Source organism: Micromonospora sp. NBRC 110037 (assembly GCF_001652995.1).
GTDB classification, from domain to species: domain Bacteria; phylum Actinomycetota; class Actinomycetes; order Mycobacteriales; family Micromonosporaceae; genus Micromonospora; species Micromonospora chalcea.
In genome coordinates this window covers 74986-93589 of the sequence record NZ_BBVA01000011.1, presented here as the reverse complement: position 1 = coordinate 93589, position 18604 = coordinate 74986, and the positions used below count along the sequence as shown (strand labels likewise).

Annotated in this window: 17 protein-coding genes; 14 read left to right on the top strand and 3 right to left on the bottom strand. The window is 74.8% G+C overall.

The features are described 5' to 3' along the window. Window positions 1-50: 50 nt before the first annotated feature. The 3 genes from A4R25_RS27055 (at window position 51) to A4R25_RS27045 (ending at window position 2942) form a co-directional block, all read left to right on the top strand. A complete protein-coding gene (locus A4R25_RS27055) occupies window positions 51-860 on the top strand; it encodes a sugar nucleotide-binding protein (RefSeq protein ID WP_064448520.1) in 810 nt (269 codons plus the stop codon). A gap of 61 nt (window positions 861-921) precedes the next feature. Beyond that, window positions 922-1533 (top strand): helix-turn-helix domain-containing protein, encoded by a 612-nt coding sequence (locus tag A4R25_RS27050; RefSeq protein ID WP_064448519.1) that lies wholly within the window; start codon window positions 922-924, stop codon window positions 1531-1533. Continuing rightward, complete coding sequence (locus A4R25_RS27045) at window positions 1530-2942, top strand: MFS transporter (RefSeq protein ID WP_064448518.1); 1413 nt, start codon at window positions 1530-1532, stop codon at window positions 2940-2942. The genes A4R25_RS27050 and A4R25_RS27045 overlap by 4 nt, the downstream gene beginning before the upstream one ends. Before the next feature lie 251 nt (window positions 2943-3193). On the opposite strand, the gene A4R25_RS27040 is transcribed toward A4R25_RS27045, so the two are convergent. Next, window positions 3194-3934 carry a GNAT family N-acetyltransferase gene (locus tag A4R25_RS27040; RefSeq protein ID WP_064448517.1) on the bottom strand — a complete coding sequence of 247 codons (741 nt, stop codon included), beginning with the start codon at window positions 3932-3934 and terminating at the stop codon, window positions 3194-3196. Window positions 3935-4066: 132 nt separating this feature from the next. Between A4R25_RS27040 and A4R25_RS27035 the strand changes: the two genes are divergently transcribed. The 11 genes from A4R25_RS27035 (at window position 4067) to A4R25_RS26980 (ending at window position 16992) form a co-directional block, all read left to right on the top strand. Next, window positions 4067-4279, top strand: a complete 213-nt coding sequence (locus A4R25_RS27035; RefSeq protein WP_018785054.1) for a hypothetical protein — start codon at window positions 4067-4069, stop codon at window positions 4277-4279. A gap of 74 nt (window positions 4280-4353) precedes the next feature. Further along, window positions 4354-5844, top strand: coding sequence for a replication-associated recombination protein A (locus A4R25_RS27030; RefSeq protein WP_043324963.1), 1491 nt, complete (start codon window positions 4354-4356; stop codon window positions 5842-5844). Between the two features lie 2522 nt (window positions 5845-8366). Beyond that, on the top strand, window positions 8367-8984 hold the full coding sequence (locus tag A4R25_RS27020) for a hypothetical protein (RefSeq protein WP_064448547.1): 618 nt from the start codon (window positions 8367-8369) through the stop codon (window positions 8982-8984). A 146-nt stretch (window positions 8985-9130) separates the two neighbouring features. After that, window positions 9131-9592, top strand: coding sequence for a DUF948 domain-containing protein (locus tag A4R25_RS27015; RefSeq protein WP_043324962.1), 462 nt, complete (start codon window positions 9131-9133; stop codon window positions 9590-9592). Between the two features lie 31 nt (window positions 9593-9623). Next, window positions 9624-9929, top strand: coding sequence for a hypothetical protein (locus A4R25_RS27010; protein WP_013285491.1), 306 nt, complete (start codon window positions 9624-9626; stop codon window positions 9927-9929). Beyond that, the gene (gene alaS, locus A4R25_RS27005; protein WP_064448515.1) at window positions 9926-12607 is read left to right on the top strand and encodes an alanine--tRNA ligase; all 2682 of its coding nucleotides are present in this window, start codon (window positions 9926-9928) and stop codon (window positions 12605-12607) included. Before A4R25_RS27010 ends, alaS begins: the two co-directional genes overlap by 4 nt. Before the next feature lie 70 nt (window positions 12608-12677). Then, the gene (ruvX, locus tag A4R25_RS27000) at window positions 12678-13139 is read left to right on the top strand and encodes a Holliday junction resolvase RuvX (protein ID WP_043324961.1); all 462 of its coding nucleotides are present in this window, start codon (window positions 12678-12680) and stop codon (window positions 13137-13139) included. Beyond that, window positions 13136-14338, top strand: coding sequence for an endolytic transglycosylase MltG (gene mltG, locus A4R25_RS26995; RefSeq protein ID WP_043324960.1), 1203 nt, complete (start codon window positions 13136-13138; stop codon window positions 14336-14338). Before ruvX ends, mltG begins: the two co-directional genes overlap by 4 nt. Further along, the gene (locus tag A4R25_RS26990; RefSeq protein ID WP_064448514.1) at window positions 14338-15150 is read left to right on the top strand and encodes a shikimate dehydrogenase; all 813 of its coding nucleotides are present in this window, start codon (window positions 14338-14340) and stop codon (window positions 15148-15150) included. Before mltG ends, A4R25_RS26990 begins: the two co-directional genes overlap by 1 nt. Before the next feature lie 157 nt (window positions 15151-15307). Continuing rightward, window positions 15308-16486: a chorismate synthase gene (gene aroC / locus A4R25_RS26985; RefSeq protein ID WP_064448546.1), complete on the top strand. Its 1179-nt coding sequence runs from the start codon at window positions 15308-15310 to the stop codon at window positions 16484-16486. After that, window positions 16483-16992 carry a shikimate kinase gene (locus A4R25_RS26980; RefSeq protein ID WP_064448513.1) on the top strand — a complete coding sequence of 170 codons (510 nt, stop codon included), beginning with the start codon at window positions 16483-16485 and terminating at the stop codon, window positions 16990-16992. Before aroC ends, A4R25_RS26980 begins: the two co-directional genes overlap by 4 nt. Window positions 16993-17214: 222 nt before the next feature. Here the strand turns inward: A4R25_RS26980 and A4R25_RS26975 are convergent, their stop codons facing one another. Beyond that, window positions 17215-18003, bottom strand: a complete 789-nt coding sequence (locus A4R25_RS26975; protein ID WP_064448512.1) for a cytochrome c oxidase assembly protein — start codon at window positions 18001-18003, stop codon at window positions 17215-17217. Next, entirely contained in the window at window positions 18000-18542 is a 543-nt protein-coding gene (locus tag A4R25_RS26970) for a DUF2243 domain-containing protein (RefSeq protein ID WP_064448511.1), read from the bottom strand. The genes A4R25_RS26975 and A4R25_RS26970 overlap by 4 nt, the downstream gene beginning before the upstream one ends. Window positions 18543-18604: the final 62 nt, after the last annotated feature.

Below are 18604 nucleotides of genomic sequence, written 5' to 3'. Positions count from 1 at the left end.
GGCCCGCGTCATGATGACGCGGGCCTTTTTCGATCTTCGGGGGAGACGACATGAACCTGCTCGTGGTGGGAGCCAGCGGCTTCCTCGGCGCCGAGGTGTGCCGGCAGGCGGTCGCCGCCGGGCACCGGGTCGCCGGCACGTACCACCGCTCCGCCGTCGCGGTGCCCGGCGTCGCGCCGCACCGGCTCGACGTGACCGACCGCGCCGCCGTGCGGGAGCTGCTGACCCGGGTACGCCCCGACGCGGTCGTCGCCACCCCCTACCGGTACGACGACTGGGCGGTCACGGCGGACGGGGCGGCCCACATCGCGGTAGCAGCCGCCGAGGTGGACGCCCGGCTGGTGCACCTGTCCAGCGACGCGCTGCACGCCGGGCGGCCTGCGCCGTACGCGGACGAGGCCGTGCCCACGCCGCTGCACGCGTACGGGGCGGCGAAGGCGGCGGCGGAGACGGCGGTGCGGGCGGTCGATCCGGGCGCGGCGCTGGTGCGTACCTCGCTGATCGTGGGGGAGGGCAGCAAGCAGATCCAGCTCTGCCGGGAGGCCCTCGCGGGGCGGGCCACGCTGTTCACCGACGAGCTGCGCTGCCCGGTGCACGTCGCCGACCTCGCCGGCGCGGTGCTGGAGCTGGTGCCGGGCGACTATGCCGGGCTGCTGAACGTGGCCGGGCCGGACGCGGTGAGCCGCGCCGAGCTGGGGCTGCTGGTGGCCCGGCACGACGGGGTGGATACGGGCGGGCTGCGGACGACCACGATCGCCGCCGCCGGGCTGCGCCGACCGGGCGAGGTGGTGCTGGACTCCACCCGCGCCGCGGGCCTGCTGCGGACCCGGCTGCGCGGGATCACCGAGCTGTACGGCTAGTTGCACAGATTCTTTGCAAGCATCTTGTGCATGGAAAGTGTGCACAGATATTGTGCATCTCATGGAGGAGAAGAAGCGCACCGTACGCATCGACCACCGTCAGGTCCGCGCGCTGGCCCAGCCGCTGCGCATGCGGCTGATCGGGGCGCTGCGCGTGGTGGGCCCGGCCACCGCCACCGCCCTCGCCGAGGCGCTCGGCACCAACAGCGGCGCGACCAGCTACCACCTGCGCCAACTCGCCGAGGTCGGCCTCGTGGTCGAGGACCCGAGCCTCGGCACGGGCCGGCAGCGCTACTGGCGGGCCGCGCACGACGTCACCAGCTGGGAGTCCAGCGACTTCGACGACGACCCCGACTCGCGGGCGGCCATCGAGTGGGTCGAGGCGGACTACGTCCGCTTCTTCGCCGGGCACGCCGAACGCTGGTTCGCCCAGCGGCACCGGTGGTCGCCGGCCTGGCGTGACGCGTTCGGCATGGGCGACTTCTTCATGCGCATCCCGGTGGACCGCCTCAAGGCGATCCAGGAGGAGGTCTTCGCGGTCTTCGAGCGGCACCGCGACGAGACCGACCCGGACGACCCAGACGCCGAGACGGTGCAGCTCTACCTCGCCGCCCTCCCGATGGACGCGGCGTTCCCCCGGTCCACCCCGCCACCCGCCGAGGAGAAGCCGTGACCGCGCTGTCCGTACGCCAGATCCGGATCCGCTACCTCACGCTGTACGGCCTGCGCTGGCTACCGAGCGGCCTGCTCATGCCGGTGATGGTCCTGCTGATGCAGGAGCGCGGCCTCACGCTGTCCCAGATCGGCCTGGTCGCCACCGCGCAGGGCCTCGTCGTGCTGGCGCTGGAACTGCCCACCGGCGGCTTCGCCGACGCGCTCGGCCGCAAACCCGTGCTGGTCGCCGCCTGGGCCATCGGCCTCGGCTCGCTGGCGCTGATGGCGGTGGCCGACTCGTTCTGGATGTTCTTCCTGGTCTGGGCGCTGCAGGGCGTCTACCGGGCGCTCGACAGCGGCCCGATGGAATCCTGGTACGTCGACGCGACGCTCGCCGCCGACCCGAAAGCCGAGTACGAACGCGGCCTCGGCTGGGCCGGCACCGTGATCGGTGTCGCCATCGGCGCCGGCGCCCTGCTCAGCGGCGGCCTCGTCGCGCTCGGCCCGGTCGGCCCGGTCAGCGCCCTCGCGCTGCCGGTGATCGTCGCCGCCGTGCTCCAGGCCGTGTCCATCGTGGCGCTGCTCGCGCTGATGGCCGAGCGGCGGCCCGCGTCCGGCCCGGCCGCGCTGCGCGCCTCCGTGGTCGACGCGCCCCGGATGGTCGGGCAGGCCGTCGGGCTGCTGCGCCGAAACCGGGTGCTGGCGGCCCTGGTCGCCGTCGAGCTGTTCTGGGGCTTCGGCATGGTCACCTTCGAGTCGCTGCTGCCGGTACGCCTCGCCGAGGTGCTCGACGACCCGGCCCGCGCCGCGGCGCTGCTCGGCCCCGCCGGCACCGCGGCCTGGCTCGCGAACGCCGCCGGCGCCGCGCTCACCCCGTTCCTGCTGCGCCGCCTCGGCGCCGCCCCGGCCGCCGCGCTGATGCGGATCCTCCAGGGCGTCACAGTGGTCGGCATGGGCCTGCTGGCCGGGCCGGTCGGCATCCTCATCGCGTACCTGGCCTGCTACACCGTGCACGGCGCGTCGAACCCACTGCACATGGGACTGCTGCACCGGCAGGTCGACGGGCCGTACCGCACCAGCGTGCTGTCGCTCAACTCGATGGCCGGCCAGCCGGCCGGCGCGCTCGGCGCGGTCACGCTCACCGCGCTGGCCGACGCCACGAGCGTCAGCACCGCCATGATCGTCGGCGGGGTGGTGCTCGCCGTGGCCGCGCCGCTCTACCTGCCGGCCTGGCGCGCCGCCCGCCGTACCCCCTCGGCGGTCGACGTGACGCCGGAGGTGACGGGCGGCGGCCCCGGCCACGCCGGCCTGGCGTCCGAGCCGCCCCTCGACGCGGCGGACCGTGGCGCCGCCGTCGGCGCGGACGCGGCTGCCGTCACTGGCGGGCCCGGGCCGGTGGTCGTGCCGGCGTCACCCGGCCGCGACTGAGTCCTGCGGGCGTCGCCCGGCAGTGGTTGGGCCGTCCCGGCGTCCCGGCGTCCCGACGGCGGGCGTCGCCCGGCGGCGGCCGAGTGGTGCCGGCGTTGTCGGCAGCAACGTTCCCGGCATCGCCGTGCGGGTCACCGCCCCGCGGGTGGAACGTCATGGGTGTCTCGGCTCCCGTTTGACACCCATGACGTTCCACTCACCGGTTCGACGCGCCCACTTCCGATCGCAGCCCTGGCCGGGTGCCGGCAGCGTCAGGCCAGCTTGATCGAGGTGCGGCGTTCGGTGGCGGTGAAGCCGAGCCGCCGGTAGAGCCGGATCGCGCCCAGGTTGTCCGGGTAGACGCCCAGCGCCACCGTGTCGTACCGGGCGAACAGGGCGTCAGTCATGCCGGCGGTCAGCGCCGCGCCCAGCCCCCGGCCGCGAAGCCCGGGCGCGACGGTCAACCCGGCCAGGAAGCCGATGTCGGCGCGGCTGCGATCCGCGCCGCAGGCGAGCAGGCGGTCCCCGTCGCGGATCCCGTACCAGTCGACGATGCCCGGCTCGCCCGGCCGGGAGGTGGTGCTCGGGAACGCCTCCTCGATCAGCGCGGTCAGGGCGGGGTGGTCGGCAGCGGTGAGCCGCTCCACCCGCTCCTGCTCCGGCTGGTGCGGCGGCGGCGCGGTGGTCCAGAGGAAGTCCCAGTCGATCAGCCGGGCCACCGGCAGCCGCGCGGCCACCTCGTCCGGGTCGGCGTGGGGCAGGTTGATCGACTGACCGGCTCGCAGCGTCCCGTCCACCCGGTGGGCGGCGAAGACGTCGATCGCCGGGCCGGGGGCGCCGACCGCCCCGCCGGCCGACCACTCGCCCGGCGGGAGCAGCCACCCGACCGCGCCGCCGTGCCGCCATCCGCGTACGGCCTGGTCGCGCCGCAGCGCGTGCCGGGCGTACGGGTGGTCGCCGGCCGCGGCGAGCAGCGCCCCGCGCCCGGTCAGCGCCTCGTCGACAGTGATCATTGCGCCAGCCTACGAGCACCCGCAGCCCGTATCGGAGGACGGCCATCTCCTGTTCCAGGGTGGAGATTGACGAACAGACCGATTGGGTACATCCGTCGCCGACCTGCTGGGAACCCCCACCGGAGGAACGACATGCTCGCCATTCTCGCGGCCATCGTGTTCGGTTTCGCGCTGCTGCTCGACTTCATGAACACCGACCTCGGCGCGCCCGATCTGTTCAGCACCTCGACGCTCATGCTCATCGGCTTCCTGCTGCTCTCGCTCTACCTGGCCGGCGTCGGCTCCGGCCCGCGCGGCGGCGGTGGCGGCCGCTGGTACCGGGGCCGGCGGCCGGGTCGCGGCTGACCGGAAACGACCACCCGGGTCGGGTCGGCGGCGCGATTCCGGCGCCGTCGGCCCGGCCCGGTACTGTTCTCGTGATGGAATCGGACGCCCTCTTCACCCTCGGCGAGCCCGCCGGAGCACCCGCGGGCGCGAGCGGCGCCGACGGCTTCACCGACGCCCGGGCGGACTCGCCCCTGCCGGTGCGGATGCGGCCGGCCGGCATCGACGAGCTGGTCGGGCAGGAGCACCTGCTCGCACCGGGCGCGCCGCTGCGTCAGCTGGTCGAGGGCGCGGCGCCGATGTCGGTCATCCTCTGGGGGCCGCCGGGCAGCGGCAAGACCACGATCGCGCATCTCGTGGCCCGGGCCACCGACCGGCGGTTCGTGGCGATGTCCGCGCTGACCGCAGGTGTGAAGGACGTCCGCGCGGTGATCGAGACCGCGCGGCGGCAGCGGCGTTCCGGCGGCCCGCCGACGGTGCTGTTCATCGACGAGGTGCACCGGTTCAGCAAGACCCAGCAGGACTCGCTTCTCGCCGCCGTCGAGGACCGTACTGTCACGCTGCTGGCGGCGACCACGGAGAACCCGTACTTCTCGGTCATCTCGCCCTTGTTGTCGCGGTGCGTACTGCTCACCCTTCAGGCCCTCGACGACGACGACGTACGCGGGCTGCTGCGCCGCGCGGTCGCCGACGAGCGCGGCCTCGGCGGCGCGCTGGTGCTGGCCGAGGAGGCGGAGGACCACCTGGTCCGGCTCGCCGGGGGCGACGTACGCAAGGCGCTCACCGCGCTGGAGGCGGCCGCGGCCACCGCGACCGCGCTCGGCGCCGGCCGGATCGACCTGGCCGTGGCGGAGCAGGCGGTCGACGTGGCGGCGGTGCGCTACGACCGCGACGGCGACGCGCACTACGACGTGACCAGCGCGTTCATCAAAAGCATGCGCGGCTCCGACGTGGACGCGGCGCTGCACTGGCTGGCCCGGATGCTGGTGGCCGGCGAGGACGCCCGGTTCATCGCCCGCCGGCTGGTGATCTTCGCCAGCGAGGACGTCGGCATGGCCGATCCCACCGCGCTGACGGTCGCCACCGCCGCCGCCCACGCGGTCGAGTACGTGGGCCTGCCGGAGGCGCAGCTCAACCTGGCCCAGGCGGTCATCCACCTGGCCACCGCGCCGAAGTCGAACTCGGCCACCGCCGCGATCGGCGCCGCTGTCGCCGACGTACGCGCCGGTCGTGGCGGCCCGGTGCCGCGCGGGCTGCGCGACGCCCACTACTCCGGCGCGCGCGGACTCGGGCACGGGGCCGGCTACCGCTACCCGCACGACGACCACCGGGGGGTGGTCACCCAGCAGTACGCTCCGGACGACCTCGTCGGGACCGACTACTACCAGCCCAGTGGGCACGGCGCGGAGCGGGCGGTGGCCACCCGGCTGCCGCTGCTGCGCCGGATCGTCCGTGGGCTGCCGGCACCGGCGACCCGGGCGGAGGCCGGCGCCCCGGCCGCCGTGAACGGGGCCCGGGTGGGCGGCGGCGAGCAGGCCAGCGGGGCGAGTGAGGGCGGCAGCGACGCCGCCGAGGGGGGTCAGTAGTGATGGCGCGTGGTCCGGAGCGGCCGGCGGACGGCCCCGACGAGCGGCGCGATCCGCGGGCCAAGGGCCGCCGGTGGGGACGCGGCCGGGCCGAGCCCGAGCTCGACCCGACCGTCGTCGGCGAGGAACTCGGCTGGATCGACGATCTGCGTACCGCCAAGCAGCAGGGCGGCGAACTCGGACCGGAGGGGGATTCCTCCGCGCCCGCGCCGGGCCGGCCGGGAGCAGCACCGGGCCCGGCCGCCGGGCCCGGCATGCCTCCGCCCGCCGCCGGGCCGGGGATGCCCGCCCGGTCCGCTCCGCGGCCCCCGGCGCCGGGCCCGCAACCACCCGGCCGGCCGGGTCCGCAGCCGCCCGCGTCCGGTCACCCGGGCCCGCAGCCGCCCCTGGCCGGTCACCCGGGTCCGCAGCCACCCGTCTCCGGTCGGCCCGGCCCGGCGGCGCCTCCGTCGTCCGGCCGGCCCGATCCGTCGTCTCCCGCCGCCCCGCCCCCCGGCCGTCCCCAACCGGCCGGGCCGGTGCCGGACGGCCGCACCGACCCGACGCAACCGCCCGTTTCCGGTCGTGGCGGCCCGGCGTCCCCGCCGGGCGTGGGCCGCGGAGGACCGGCCGGGCCCGGTCACGTCCGGCCCGGCGCGGACGTACCACCTGTCGCCGGGCGTTCCGCAGCGGACGCGGGCGCCGCCCGGCCCGGTCCGGAGATGCCACCCGGCCGCCCGGCTGACGCGCCGCCCCCGATGCCCGGCGGCCGGCCCGGTCCGCGTCCTCCGGTGACCCGGCGCGGTCCCGACCAGCTCGGCCCGGCCGCGCCGCCGGTGCGCCCCGGCGGTCCCGAGGCCGGCGCGCCGCGCCCGCCCGTCGACGGTCCCTGGCCCGGCGTGCCCGAGGCCCGTCGTCCGGCGGGAGCACCCGCCCGCCGGGGCGCGGACGGCCCCACCGGCCAGCAGCCGCCGGTCACCGGCGTCTCGCCGCCGCCCGGCGCGCCCGCCGGGCCGCCACCCGGCCGGGTACCCGCCGAGCCGGGCCGCCCGCCCGTCGACGGCGAGCACCGGCCGCCGACACCTCGCGGCCGGCACGGTGCCGGCGTGCCGGAGGGCGCGCACCAGGCCGCGGCCAACCCGCCCGTCACCTCGCCGCCCGGCGGCCGCCGGGCCCGGCCCGACGACACCGCCGGCGTCCAGCCGGTCTCCGGCGGGCCCCGTCGCGCGCGACCGGACGACGTAGCGCCCGGCGTCCGGCCCGTGTCGGGCGCGGGCCGTCGTGCCCGGCCGGACGACGTTCCGCCCGGCACCCGCCCCGTCTCCGGCGCCGGCCGCCGCGCCGCGCCTGAGGGCGTCGTGCCCCCGGCGGGTGGCCGCCGGGCCGCCCCGGAACCGGACCGCCCGCCGGTGGTGCCGCGCAGCGGAAACGCGCCGGACCTGCCCGGCGCGCCCGTGTCCGGCGGCCCGGCGAACGCGCCGCGCCGCGCCGCGCCGGGTGGCCGGAGGGCCGCTCCCGACGGGCCGGCCGAACCCGGCGCCGCGGCCGAGGCGGCGCGGCCCGGACGTCGCGCGGCGCCTGACGACACCGGCGACCCGCGCCCGCAGCGGCCGGGCGAATGGTTGCGGCAGGCCGGTCGCGCGCCACACACCGACCCCGCCATGCCGGTGACCCGCCGCCCGGCCGACGAGCCGACCGGCCGTACCGGCGCCGCCGTCCCACCGGTCCGCCCCGAACCGGCCGATCCGGGTACGCCGTCGCGGCGGCCCGCGCCGGCTGGACCGGGTGGGCCGGCGCGTGGCGCGGCGGCAGGCCAACCGGCTGCACCGGTCCGGCCCGACCAGTCCGGCCCGATCGCGCCACCGGCGGGTCCCCCGATGCCCGCCCCGGCCGCGAACCCCGCCCGCCCCGGCCCGGCCCGGGGCGCCGCCCGCCCCGGCGTACCACCCGGTGGCGGCCCGCAGAGCGACGTCGAGCGCACGGGTGGTTTGCCGATCGGTGGTGGCCGTCCCGGTGGTGGCCCGCCGCGTCCGGCCGGTCCGCCCGGCGGCGACGGTGGCCGTATCGGTCCCGGCCCGCACCCACCCCGGCAGGGACCCGGCGGTCCCGGCCCGCATCCGCCCCGGCAGGGGCCCGGCGGGTCCGGCCCGGTCCGGCCCGGTGAGGCACCTCCGCCCGGTGGCGGACCCCGTCCACCGGTGGCGCCCGGCGCCCGGGGCGCGGCCGCCGGACCGGCGCCTGCCGCCCGCGCGGCGGCCGGTGTGGCGCGACCGGTCGGACCGGACGAGCGGACCACCGGACGGGCGGCCGGCCCCGGACCGGAGCCGGACCGCAGCGGTCCGGGCAACCCGGCCGGCATGGCACCGCCTCCGGGCGCTCCGGCGGTGGCGCGGGCGGCTGCTGTCGTACCCCCGGGGGAGGCTGCCGGGCCACGGCCCGGCGCGGACGGCATGCCCGCGCCGCGACCCGCCGGTCCCGGCGTGGACGAGACCGACGCGGAGGCCGGTGGCCTGCGCGGCGCCCGGTCCGAGCTGCGGCGGCAGATGCGCGAGCGGCGCCGCCTGCGGATGGGTGTCCTCGCGCTGGTCAGCCTCCTGCTGCTGGGCGCGGTACCGCTCTACTTCGGCATGCGGACGCTCAGCCGCGATCCGGTCTTCGACACCCTCGACGCGCTCGACGTGCCCGCCTGGGCCGAGAAGAAGACAGTCGACAACGTCAGCGGCAGCCGCTGGTGCCTGCAGGACTGTCGGCTGCGGGAACGCGCGGTCGAGTCGGAGCAGGGATGGGAGCAGACGGTCGCCGTCTACGAGCAGGCGCTGGCCAAGGACGGCTGGCGGCGGTGGAGCGTCGAACGCTGCCCGGAGGAGAAGGTCGAGGGCAGCTACACCTGCTGGCGTCGCGACGAACTCACGCTTGACCTGTGGGTACGCGACCCGGCCTGCACGCCGCCGCCGATCGACGGCGCGCCCGCGCCCTCCGCGCCGACCGCGCCCGCAGCGGCGACGTGCACCGGCTCGTTGGTGTCGGTGAAGGTGCGCAACGCGATCGACGACGAGCGCACCGGGCCGACGCCGACCACCGATCCGTCACTCACCGGTGAGGATCCGTTCCCGACGCTGACCGACGACCCGCTGGGCGAGGCGACTCCCTCACCGTCGTGAGCCGACTTTCATCACGGACGGTAGGGTCTGGGGCTGGCACGCCCGTCCGCGCCCGGTGACCGGGTCGGCGTGGCGCGAAGTGGGTAGGTACGGTCGCGCGTTCCGGAGCGTCGGGTTCCGGGACACTGCTTGAGGAGGACGTGCGCGTGAACGGTAGCGAGGTCGCTTGGCTGGTCCTGGCCGGCGCGTTCCTGATGCTGGTGCTCGTGCTGGCGGTGCCGATCCTGCGGCTGCGGCACACCGTGGACGCGACGACCCGCATGATCAACGAGCTCAACGACCGCACCGCACCGCTGCTCGGGGACGTGAACACCACGGTGAAGAACGTCAACGTGGCGCTGGAGCAGGTGCAGACCTCGCTGGACGGGGTGAACCTGCAGCTCGCCAAGGTGGACACCATGACCAGCCACGCGCAGAACGTCACCGCGAACGTGGCGAACCTGGCCACCGTGGTCTCGGCCGCCGCCGCGAACCCGCTGGTGAAGGTGGCCGCGTTCGGGTACGGCGTGCGCCGCGCCGCCTCCGCGCGCCGGCACGCCGAGACCGAGCGCGAGGTGCGCGACACCATCAAGCAGCAGCGTCGCGCCGCCAAGCGCGGCAACCGCTGACCCCGACCGGCGTACGCGGGAGGATGAGAGCATGAGGCGGTTGTTCTGGCTGGGCATCGGGCTGGCCGTGGGCGTCCTGGTGGTGCGCAAGGCCACCCGGACCGCGCAGGCGTACACCCCGGCCGGCATCGCGAGCGGGCTGTCCGAGTCCGCCGGCGGTCTGGTCGAGTCGCTCCGGGCGTTCGTGGACGACGTCCGGGTCGGCATGGCCGAGCGTGAGCAGGAGATCCACGAGGCCTTCGCCCGCGGCGAGGTGTACGACGACCAGTTCGCCGAGCTGCGGGAGGACCCGCGCATCGGCGACCGAGAGATTTTCCCGGAGGACCACCAGCGATGAAGACGGCGGAGATCAAGCGGCGGTTCCTCGCCCACTTCGAGGCGAACGGGCACACCGTGGTTCCGTCCGCTCCGCTGCCCGCCATCAGCGACCCGAACCTGCTGTTCATCAACGCGGGCATGGTGCAGTTCGTGCCCTACTTCCTGGGCCAGCAGACCCCGCCGTACGCGCGGGCGACGAGCGTGCAGAAGTGCATCCGGACGCCTGATATCGACGAGGTCGGCAAGACCAGCCGGCACGGCACGTTCTTCCAGATGAACGGCAACTTCTCCTTCGGTGACTACTTCAAGTCCGGGGCGATCCCGCTAGCCTGGGACCTGGCCACCAAGTCGGTCGAGGCGGGCGGCTTCGGGCTGGACCCGGAGCGGATCTGGGCCACCGTCTACCTGGACGACGACGAGGCGTACGACATCTGGCGCGCCACCGGCGTGCCGGCCGAGCGGATCGTGCGCCGCGGCAAGGCCGACAACTTCTGGTCGATGGGCATCCCCGGCCCGTGCGGCCCGTGCTCCGAGCTGTACTACGACCGCGGCCCGGCCTACGGCCGCGAGGGTGGTCCGGAGGTCGACGAGGACCGTTACCTGGAGTTCTGGAACCTCGTCTTCATGCAGTTCGAGCGCGGCCCGGGCACCGGCAAGGAGGACTTCCCGATCCTCGGTGACCTGCCGGCGAAGAACATCGACACCGGCATGGGCCTGGAGCGGATGGCCTCGCTGCTGCAGGGCGTGGACAACCTCTACGAGATCGACGAGGTCCGCCCGATCCTCGACAAGGCCGCCGAGCTGACCGGCAAGCGCTACGGCGTGCACTCCGGTCACGCGGCGAACGAGTCGCACCCGGACGACGTACGGCTGCGGGTCATCGCCGACCACGTGCGCACCTCGCTGATGCTCATCGGCGACGGCGTGACCCCGTCGAACGAGGGCCGGGGCTACGTGCTGCGCCGGATCATGCGGCGGGCGATCCGGGCGGTGCGGCTGCTGGGCTACCAGGACCGGGCGCTGCCGGAGCTGCTGCCGGTGGCCCGCGACTGCATGGCGCCGTCGTACCCGGAGCTGGCCGAGGACTTCGGCCGGATCTCCCAGTACGCGTACGCCGAGGAGGACGCGTTCCTGGCCACGCTGCGCGCCGGCACCACGATCCTGGACACCGCGATCGCGGAGACCAAGTCGGCCGGCAAGGCGGCGCTCTCCGGTGACAAGGCGTTCCAGCTGCACGACACGTACGGCTTCCCGATCGACCTGACCCTGGAGATCGCGGCCGAGCAGGGGCTGCAGGTCGACGCGGAGGGCTTCCGCCGGCTGATGGCCGACCAGCGCAGCCGGGCCAAGGCCGACGCGCAGGCGCGCAAGACCGGGCACACCGACGTGTCGGCGTACCGGTCGGTGCTCGACGGCGGCGGGCCGGTGGAGTTCACCGGCTACACCGAGCTGAGCCGTGAGTCGCGGGTCCGCGCGCTGCTGTCCGGTGGCGCCGCGATCTCCGCCGCGGTCGAGGGCGACACGATCGAGCTGGTGCTCGACACCACCCCGTTCTACGCCGAGGGCGGCGGGCAGCAGCCCGACCAGGGGCTCATCACCGTCGGCGGCGGCCAGGTCGAGGTCTTCGACGTGCAGCAGCCGGTGCCCGGCCTGATCGTGCACCGGGCCAAGGTGGTGCGCGGCGAGGTCCGCTCCGGGGAGACCGGGTACGCCGAGATCGACGTGTCCCGCCGCCGGGCGATCTCCCGCTCGCACACCGCGACGCACCTGGTGCACCAGACGATGCGCAACTTCCTCGGCGAGTCGGCCACCCAGGCGGGTTCGCTGAACGCGCCGGGCCGGCTGCGGTTCGACTTCAACACCCCGACGGGTGTGGCGCCGAGCGTGCTGCACGACGTGGAGCAGCAGGTCAACGAGGTGCTGCTGGCCGACCTGGAGGTACACGCGTTCGTCACCAGCCAGGAGGAGGCCCGCCGGATCGGGGCGATGGCCCTGTTCGGCGAGAAGTACGGCGAGCGGGTCCGGGTCGTCGAGGTCGGCGACTACGCCCGGGAGCTGTGCGGCGGTACGCACGTGGCCCGCTCCGCCCAGCTCGGCCTGGTGAAGATCCTCTCCGAGGCGTCGGTGGGTTCCGGGGTACGCCGGATCGAGGCGCTCGTCGGCATGGACGCGTTCGGCTTCCTGGCCCGCGAGCACCTGCTGGTGTCCCGGCTGGCGGAGCTGTTCCGGGTGCCGGGGGAGCAGGTCGCCGACCGGGTGGAGCAGACCGTCACCCAGCTTCGCGACGCGGAGAAGGAACTGGAGAAGCTGCGCGCCCAGCTCGTGCTCGGCGGGGCCGGCGCCCTGGCCGCGCAGGCCAAGGACGTGCGCGGCGTCGCGTACGTCGGCACCGAGGCGCCGGAGGGCGCGGCTGCGAACGACGTGCGGACCCTCGCCCAGGAGATCCGGGGCCGGATCGACCCGGCCCGCCCGGCGGTGGTCGCGGTGGCGGCCCGGGCCAACGGCAAGGCGTCCCTGGTGGTGGCCGTCAACCAGGCCGCCCGGGGGCGGAGCCTGAGCGCGAAGGACCTCGTGAAGGCGGCGTTCTCCGGCCGGGGCGGCGGCAGCGACGACCTGGCCCAGGGCGGCGGCCTGCCCGCGGCGGAGGCGCCGAACCTGCTGGTCACCGTCGAGCAGGCGGTCGCTGGCACGGCATGAGCGCACCGATCGACGCCAGGGCGGACCACCCGGTCCGCCCTGGCCCGTACCGGCGGGGAGGTGTCCGATAGTGGCCGAGCTGTCCCGTGGCGTCCGGCTGGGCGTCGACGTGGGCCAGGTCCGGGTGGGTGTGGCCCGATGTGATCCGCACGGCATCCTCGCCACGCCCCTGGTCACGCTGGCCCGCGACCTGACCGCCGAACCGGACGCGGTGCCCGCCGACATGGCCGAGCTGGTCCGGCTCGCCGCCGAGCACGAGGCGGTGGGGATCGTGGTCGGCCTGCCGGTCAACCTCGCCGGAAAGCACGGCCCCGCGGCGGTGAACGTATCAGCCTATGCCAGCCGATTGGCTGATGTAATGAGGCCGATTCCGGTGACGCTGACGGACGAGAGGATGTCTACCGTCGTCGCGAGTCGTAGGCTGGCCGAACGGGGCGTCCGGGGAAAGCGCCAACGGGCGGTGGTCGACCAGGCCGCCGCGGTGGAGATTCTGCAGAGCTGGCTGGACGCACAGCGGAGGCGGACGCAATGATCGACGACCTTGATCTGGGCTTCGACGAGCAGGACAGGGGGGAGAAGGGCCGGCACCGGCGCGGCGCGGTACGCCGACGGCAGGGCAAGTCCGGCGGCGGCCGGGGCAAGACCCTGCTCGCCCTCGCGCTCGCGCTGATCCTGCTGGGCGGCATCGGCGGCGGCGCGTTCTACGGCTTCGACCGGGTCCAGAACTACTTCGTCACCCCCGACTACGACGGCTCCGGCACCGGCGAGGTGACCGTCGAGATCAAGCAGGGCGCGCTGCTCGCCGACATGGCCGACGCGCTGGTCGCTGCCGACGTGGTGAAGAGCACCAAGGCGTTCATCGAGGCCGCCGAGGAGAACTCGCGCAGCAAGAACATCCAGCCCGGCACGTACAAGCTGCGCAAGCAGATGAGCGGCGACGCGGCGGTCGCGGCCATGCTGGACCTGAAGAACCGGATCGTGAACGGGATCACCATTCCCGAGGGGCTCACCGCGAAGACGGTCTACAAGCGGCTCTCCGAGAAGACCGACATCCCGGTCAAGGACTTCGAGGCGGCGGCGAAGGATCCGGAGGCGCTCGGCGTACCGGACTGGTGGTTCAAGCGCTCCGACGGCAAGAAGGTCAAGCCGTCGATCGAGGGCTTCCTGTTCCCCGACACCTACGAGATCCCGCCGAAGGCCACCGCCGAGACGGTGCTCAAGCTGATGGTGAACAACTTCCTCACCGTCACCTCGAACATGCAGTACGCCGAGAAGGTGCAGCAGGACCGCGGTGGCATCACCCCGTACGAGGCGCTGATCGTCGCCTCGCTCGCGCAGGCCGAGGCCGGCAACAAGGTCGACCTGGGCAAGGTCGCTCAGGTCGCCTACAACCGGGTCTACAAGGGCAACTTCGACTGCGGCTGTCTGGAGATGGACGTCACCGTCAACTACTACCTGGAGTTGACCGGGCGGCCGACCAAGGCGTCGAAGGACATGACCGCCGCCGAGCTGGACGACCCGAAGAACCCGTACAACCGCAAGCTGCGCGGCCTGATCCCCACCCCGATCAACAACCCGGGCAAGGACGCCCTGCAGGGCGCGCTCAGCCCGCCGCCGGGCAAGTGGCTCTTCTTCGTGGCGATCAGCAAGGACGGGCGCTCCGCGTTCGCCGAGACCTACGCCGAGCACCAACGCAACGAGCAGAAGGCGCGCGAGGCCGGGATCATCTGATGGCCGATCCCCGCCGCGCCGCGGTGGTCGGCAAGCCGATCGCCCACTCGCTCTCCCCGGTGATCCACACCGCCGGGTACGCGGCGGCCGGGCTGAGCGGCTGGTCGTACACCCAGATCGAAGCCGGCGCCGACGACCTGCCCGGCCTGGTCGCGGGCCTCGGCCCGGAATGGGCCGGGCTGTCGGTGACCATGCCGGGCAAGGAGGCGGCGCTCGCGCTGGCCGACGAGGTCTCACCGGCCGCCGCCGCCGTCGGCGCCGCCAACACGCTGGTACGACGCGCCGACGGCACCTGGTACGCGGACAACACCGACGTCACCGGCATGGTCGAGGTGCTCACCGGCGCGGGCTGCGTCGCCGGGGCGGTCGTCACCGTGCTCGGCGCCGGTGGCACCGCCCGGGCGGCCATCGCGGCGGCAGCCCGGATCGGGGCGGCCGAGGTGACTGTGGTGGCCCGCCGCCCGGAGGCGGTCGACGAGCTGCGCCCGGTCGCGGCGGCGGCCGGCGTGCCATTGGCCGGGGCCGAGTGGGACGGCGCGCCCGCGCACGCCCGCGCCGACCTGGTGATCTCCACGGTGCCGAAGGGCGTGGCCGACCCGCTCGCCGACAACTTCGACTGGCGACCGGAGTCGGTCTTCTTCGACGTCGTCTACGATCCGTGGCCCACGCCGCTCGCGGCGGCGGCGCTGACAGCCGGGTGCCGGGTGGTCTCCGGGCTGGACCTGCTGCTGGCCCAGGCGTACGGCCAGTTCGAGCACTTCACCGGCGTCACCGCCCCACGCGCCGCGATGCGCGCTGCCCTGCCGGTGTAAGGAAGGGCCCCTTATTAACTCCTCCGGTAGAGGAAGGGCCCCTTGTTAACGCCTCGCCCCACGAGGCGGCAGATCGGCGCGGAGGCGGCCTGTCCGGTGGGCGGGATGCGGCGGGCGGCGTACGCCGGTGACCACCGGGCGTGACACACTGACCGTCGTGTTGCGCTGGCTGACTGCAGGTGAATCGCACGGACCCGCCCTCGTCGCGATGCTGGAGGGCGTACCCGCCGGCATCGAGGTGACCACCGGGGAGATCTCCGGCGAGCTGGCCCGGCGCCGGCTCGGCTACGGCCGGGGTGCCCGGATGTCGTTCGAGCAGGACGAGGTCGAGATCATCGGCGGGCTCCGGCACGGCGTGACGCTCGGCAGCCCGGTCGCGATCCGGGTCGGCAACTCCGAGTGGCCCAAGTGGCGCACCGTGATGGCCGCCGACCCGGTCGACCCGGAGGAGCTGGCGAGCCAGGCCCGCAACGCGCCGCTGACCCGTCCCCGCCCGGGTCACGCCGACCTGGCCGGCATGCAGAAGTACGGGCACACCGACGCCCGGCCGATCCTGGAGCGCGCCAGCGCCCGGGAGACCGCCGCCCGGGTCGCGGTGGGCACCGTCGCCAAGGCGCTCGTGCGTCAGGCGCTCGGCGTCGAGATCGTCTCCCACGTGGTCGAGCTGGGCCCGGTTGCGGTCAAGCCGGGGCTTCGCCCCACCCCGGAGGACGCCGCCCGCATCGACGCCGACCCGCTGCGCTGCCTCGACGCCGAGGCCAGCGCTCGGATGGTCGCCGAGGTCGACGCCGCGAAGAAGGCCGCCGACACGCTCGGTGGCGTGGTCGAGGTGCTCGCGTACGGGGTGCCGCCGGGCCTGGGCAGCCACGTGCAGTGGGACCGCAAGCTCGACGCGCGCCTCGCCACCGCGCTCATGTCGATCCAGGCGATCAAGGGCGTGGAGATCGGCGACGGCTGGCAGCAGGCCCGCTCGCGCGGCTCGGAGGCGCACGACGAGATCGTGCCCACCGCCACCGGCGTGCGGCGGATCACCGACCGGGCCGGTGGCCTGGAGGGTGGCATCACCACCGGTGAGCCGCTGCGGGTGAAGGCGGCCATGAAGCCCATCTCGTCGCTGAACCGGGCCCTGGCCACGGTCGACGTGACCACCGGCGAGCCGGCCACCGCGATCAACCAGCGCTCCGACGTGTGCGCGGTGCCGGCGGCGGCGGTGGTGGCCGAGGCGATGGTCGCGCTCGTGCTGGCCGAGGCGGCGGTGGAGAAGTTCGGCGGCGACTCGGTCGCCGAGATGCGCCGCAACCTGACCGGTTACCTCGACAGCTTGGTGATCAAGTGAGCACCCGGCCGATCTGCGTGCTGGTCGGTGCGCCCGGTGCCGGCAAGACCACTGTCGGCACGGCGCTGGCCGAGGCGCTCGGCGTCGACTTCCGGGACACCGACGCCGACATCGAGAACCGCGCCGGCAAGCCCATTCCGGAGATCTTCGTGGACGAGGGGGAGGAGCACTTCCGTACCCTCGAACGGGCCGCCGTGGCGGCGGCGCTCGCGTCGCACGCGGGCGTGCTCGCGATCGGCGGCGGCGCGGTGCTGGCCGAGGAGAACCGGGCCGCGCTGATCGGCCACACCGTGGTGCACCTGTCGGTGGAGCTGCCGGACGCGGTCAAGCGGGTCGGTCTGGGCGCCGGGCGTCCGTTGCTCGCGCTGAACCCGCGCGCCACGCTCAAGCATCTGATGGACCAGCGCCGCCCGCTCTACGCCGAGGTGGCGACCGCGACCGTGGTGACGGACGGGCGTACGCCGGAGGAGTTGGCCGCGGAGATCGCCGCGCTGCTCAAGCCCTGACACCCGCACTGCCGCGCCCGGCTCCCGCCCTCGGTGGAACGCGGTGGGTGTCTCCGGGGTGTCGTGGCACCCATGACGTTCCACCCGGCGTGGATGACGTTGGTGGGTGGAACGCCTTGGGTGTCTCCCGAGCGTTATGGCACCCGTGGCGTTCCAGTCGGCGTCGATGGCGTCGGTGGGTGGAACGCCATGGGTGCGTGGGAAACGTGCGGGACGGGCCGGTCAGGCATTTGCCGCAACGGCCCCGGCCGCCCTGCGGCGAGGGCTCCGCTCCGGTCGCCAGGTGGCGAGCAGCGCCAGCGCCAGCGCGATCTCGGCCAGGTCACCGAGGTAGTACATGAGCGTGGCGCCGGCCCGCAGCTCGGCGGCGGTCGCCGGCACGTCCACGAACAGCCCGGCGTAGAGCAGCTGGGCGATGGTGGCGTGCGCGGCCACCCCGAACCCGATCACCACCAGCCGCACCGGTACGCGCGGGCGGTGCGGGCCCGGGTCGGGACCGGCGATCGACCAGGCGAACAGGCAGCCGCTGAGCAGGAAGTGCACGTTCACCAGCGTGTGCAGGGCCGGGCTGTCCAGCGTGGCCCGGTACAGCGGGGTGAGGTAGAGCAGCCAGAGCCCGCCCGCGGTGAGCAGCAGGCCGGTCACCGGGTGGCCGAGCACCCGTGCTGTCGGATGCCGCAGCAGGTGGACCAGTGCCCGGCCGGTACGCCGGTCCAGCGTGCGCAGCAGCAGCGTGACCGGGGCGCCGAGCACCAGCGCCAGCGGCGCGAGCATGCCGATCAGCAGGTGCTGCCACATGTGCCCGACGAAGTCGCCGGCCGGCCACGCCAGCCCGCCCGCCAGCAGCAGCGCGCCCAGCCCGAAGCTCGCCGTCCGGGCGTGCGGCCAGCCGGGCCCGCCCGGGTCCCGCAGCCGCAGCGCGGCGGCCAGGTACGCCCAGAACAGCGCCGCCGGGATCAGCGCGATCGCCGGGAAGCCGCCGTCGGCGTGCCCGGCGTGAGCCAGGCTCACCGGCGCTCCGGCGCGCAGAGATCCACCGCGCGGGCCCGGCGCTGGATCGTCCAGCCGACAGCGATCAGCACCACGCCGAGCGCGAGGAACCCGAGGTCCCACCAGAGCTGGTTCGGGCCGCCACGGACGTGGTGGATGCCGAGCAGGTGGTGGTCGACGACGCCCTCGACCAGGTTGAACAGGCCCCAGCCGATCAGCGCCCAGCCCCACAGCATCGGCGAGCGCCACAGCCGGCCCCGCGAGTGTGTGACCCGGGAGTAGAGCAGGGCCAGGCCGGTCAGCACCGCCACCCAGGTGACCACGTGGAACAGGCCGTCCCAGAGCGTGTTCATCTGCAAGCCGGGCACGGTGTCCAGCGGGTACTCGCGCACGCCGATCCGGTCGCTGCCGGTGCTGCTGAGCATGTGGTGCCACTGCAGGACCTGGTGCAGGACGATGCCGTCGACGAAGCCGCCGAGCCCGACGCCGAGGATCGTGGCGGGCAGTCGGATGCTCGTCGCGGACTCCGGTCGGGTCGCGTGTGCCGTCGTCTCACTCATTCCGGCCGCCCTACCCGCGATGTGGCCGGACAAACACCCAGCCAGTGGACAACGGCCGCGCG

Excerpts from the sequence above, each read along its gene's own strand:
- A4R25_RS27055 (WP_064448520.1), top strand. The coding sequence starts at position 51 with ATGAACCTGCTCGTGGTGGGAGCCAGCGGCTTCCTCGGCGCCGAGGTG.
- A4R25_RS27050 (WP_064448519.1), top strand. The coding sequence starts at position 922 with ATGGAGGAGAAGAAGCGCACCGTACGCATCGACCACCGTCAGGTCCGC.
- A4R25_RS27040 (WP_064448517.1), bottom strand. The coding sequence starts at position 3,934 with ATGATCACTGTCGACGAGGCGCTGACCGGGCGCGGGGCGCTGCTCGCC.
- A4R25_RS27035 (WP_018785054.1), top strand. The coding sequence starts at position 4,067 with ATGCTCGCCATTCTCGCGGCCATCGTGTTCGGTTTCGCGCTGCTGCTC.
- A4R25_RS27030 (WP_043324963.1), top strand. The coding sequence starts at position 4,354 with ATGGAATCGGACGCCCTCTTCACCCTCGGCGAGCCCGCCGGAGCACCC.
- A4R25_RS27020 (WP_064448547.1), top strand. The coding sequence starts at position 8,367 with ATGCGCGAGCGGCGCCGCCTGCGGATGGGTGTCCTCGCGCTGGTCAGC.
- A4R25_RS27010 (WP_013285491.1), top strand. The coding sequence starts at position 9,624 with ATGAGGCGGTTGTTCTGGCTGGGCATCGGGCTGGCCGTGGGCGTCCTG.
- alaS (WP_064448515.1), top strand. The coding sequence starts at position 9,926 with ATGAAGACGGCGGAGATCAAGCGGCGGTTCCTCGCCCACTTCGAGGCG.
- mltG (WP_043324960.1), top strand. The coding sequence starts at position 13,136 with ATGATCGACGACCTTGATCTGGGCTTCGACGAGCAGGACAGGGGGGAG.
- A4R25_RS26990 (WP_064448514.1), top strand. The coding sequence starts at position 14,338 with ATGGCCGATCCCCGCCGCGCCGCGGTGGTCGGCAAGCCGATCGCCCAC.
- A4R25_RS26970 (WP_064448511.1), bottom strand. The coding sequence starts at position 18,542 with ATGAGTGAGACGACGGCACACGCGACCCGACCGGAGTCCGCGACGAGC.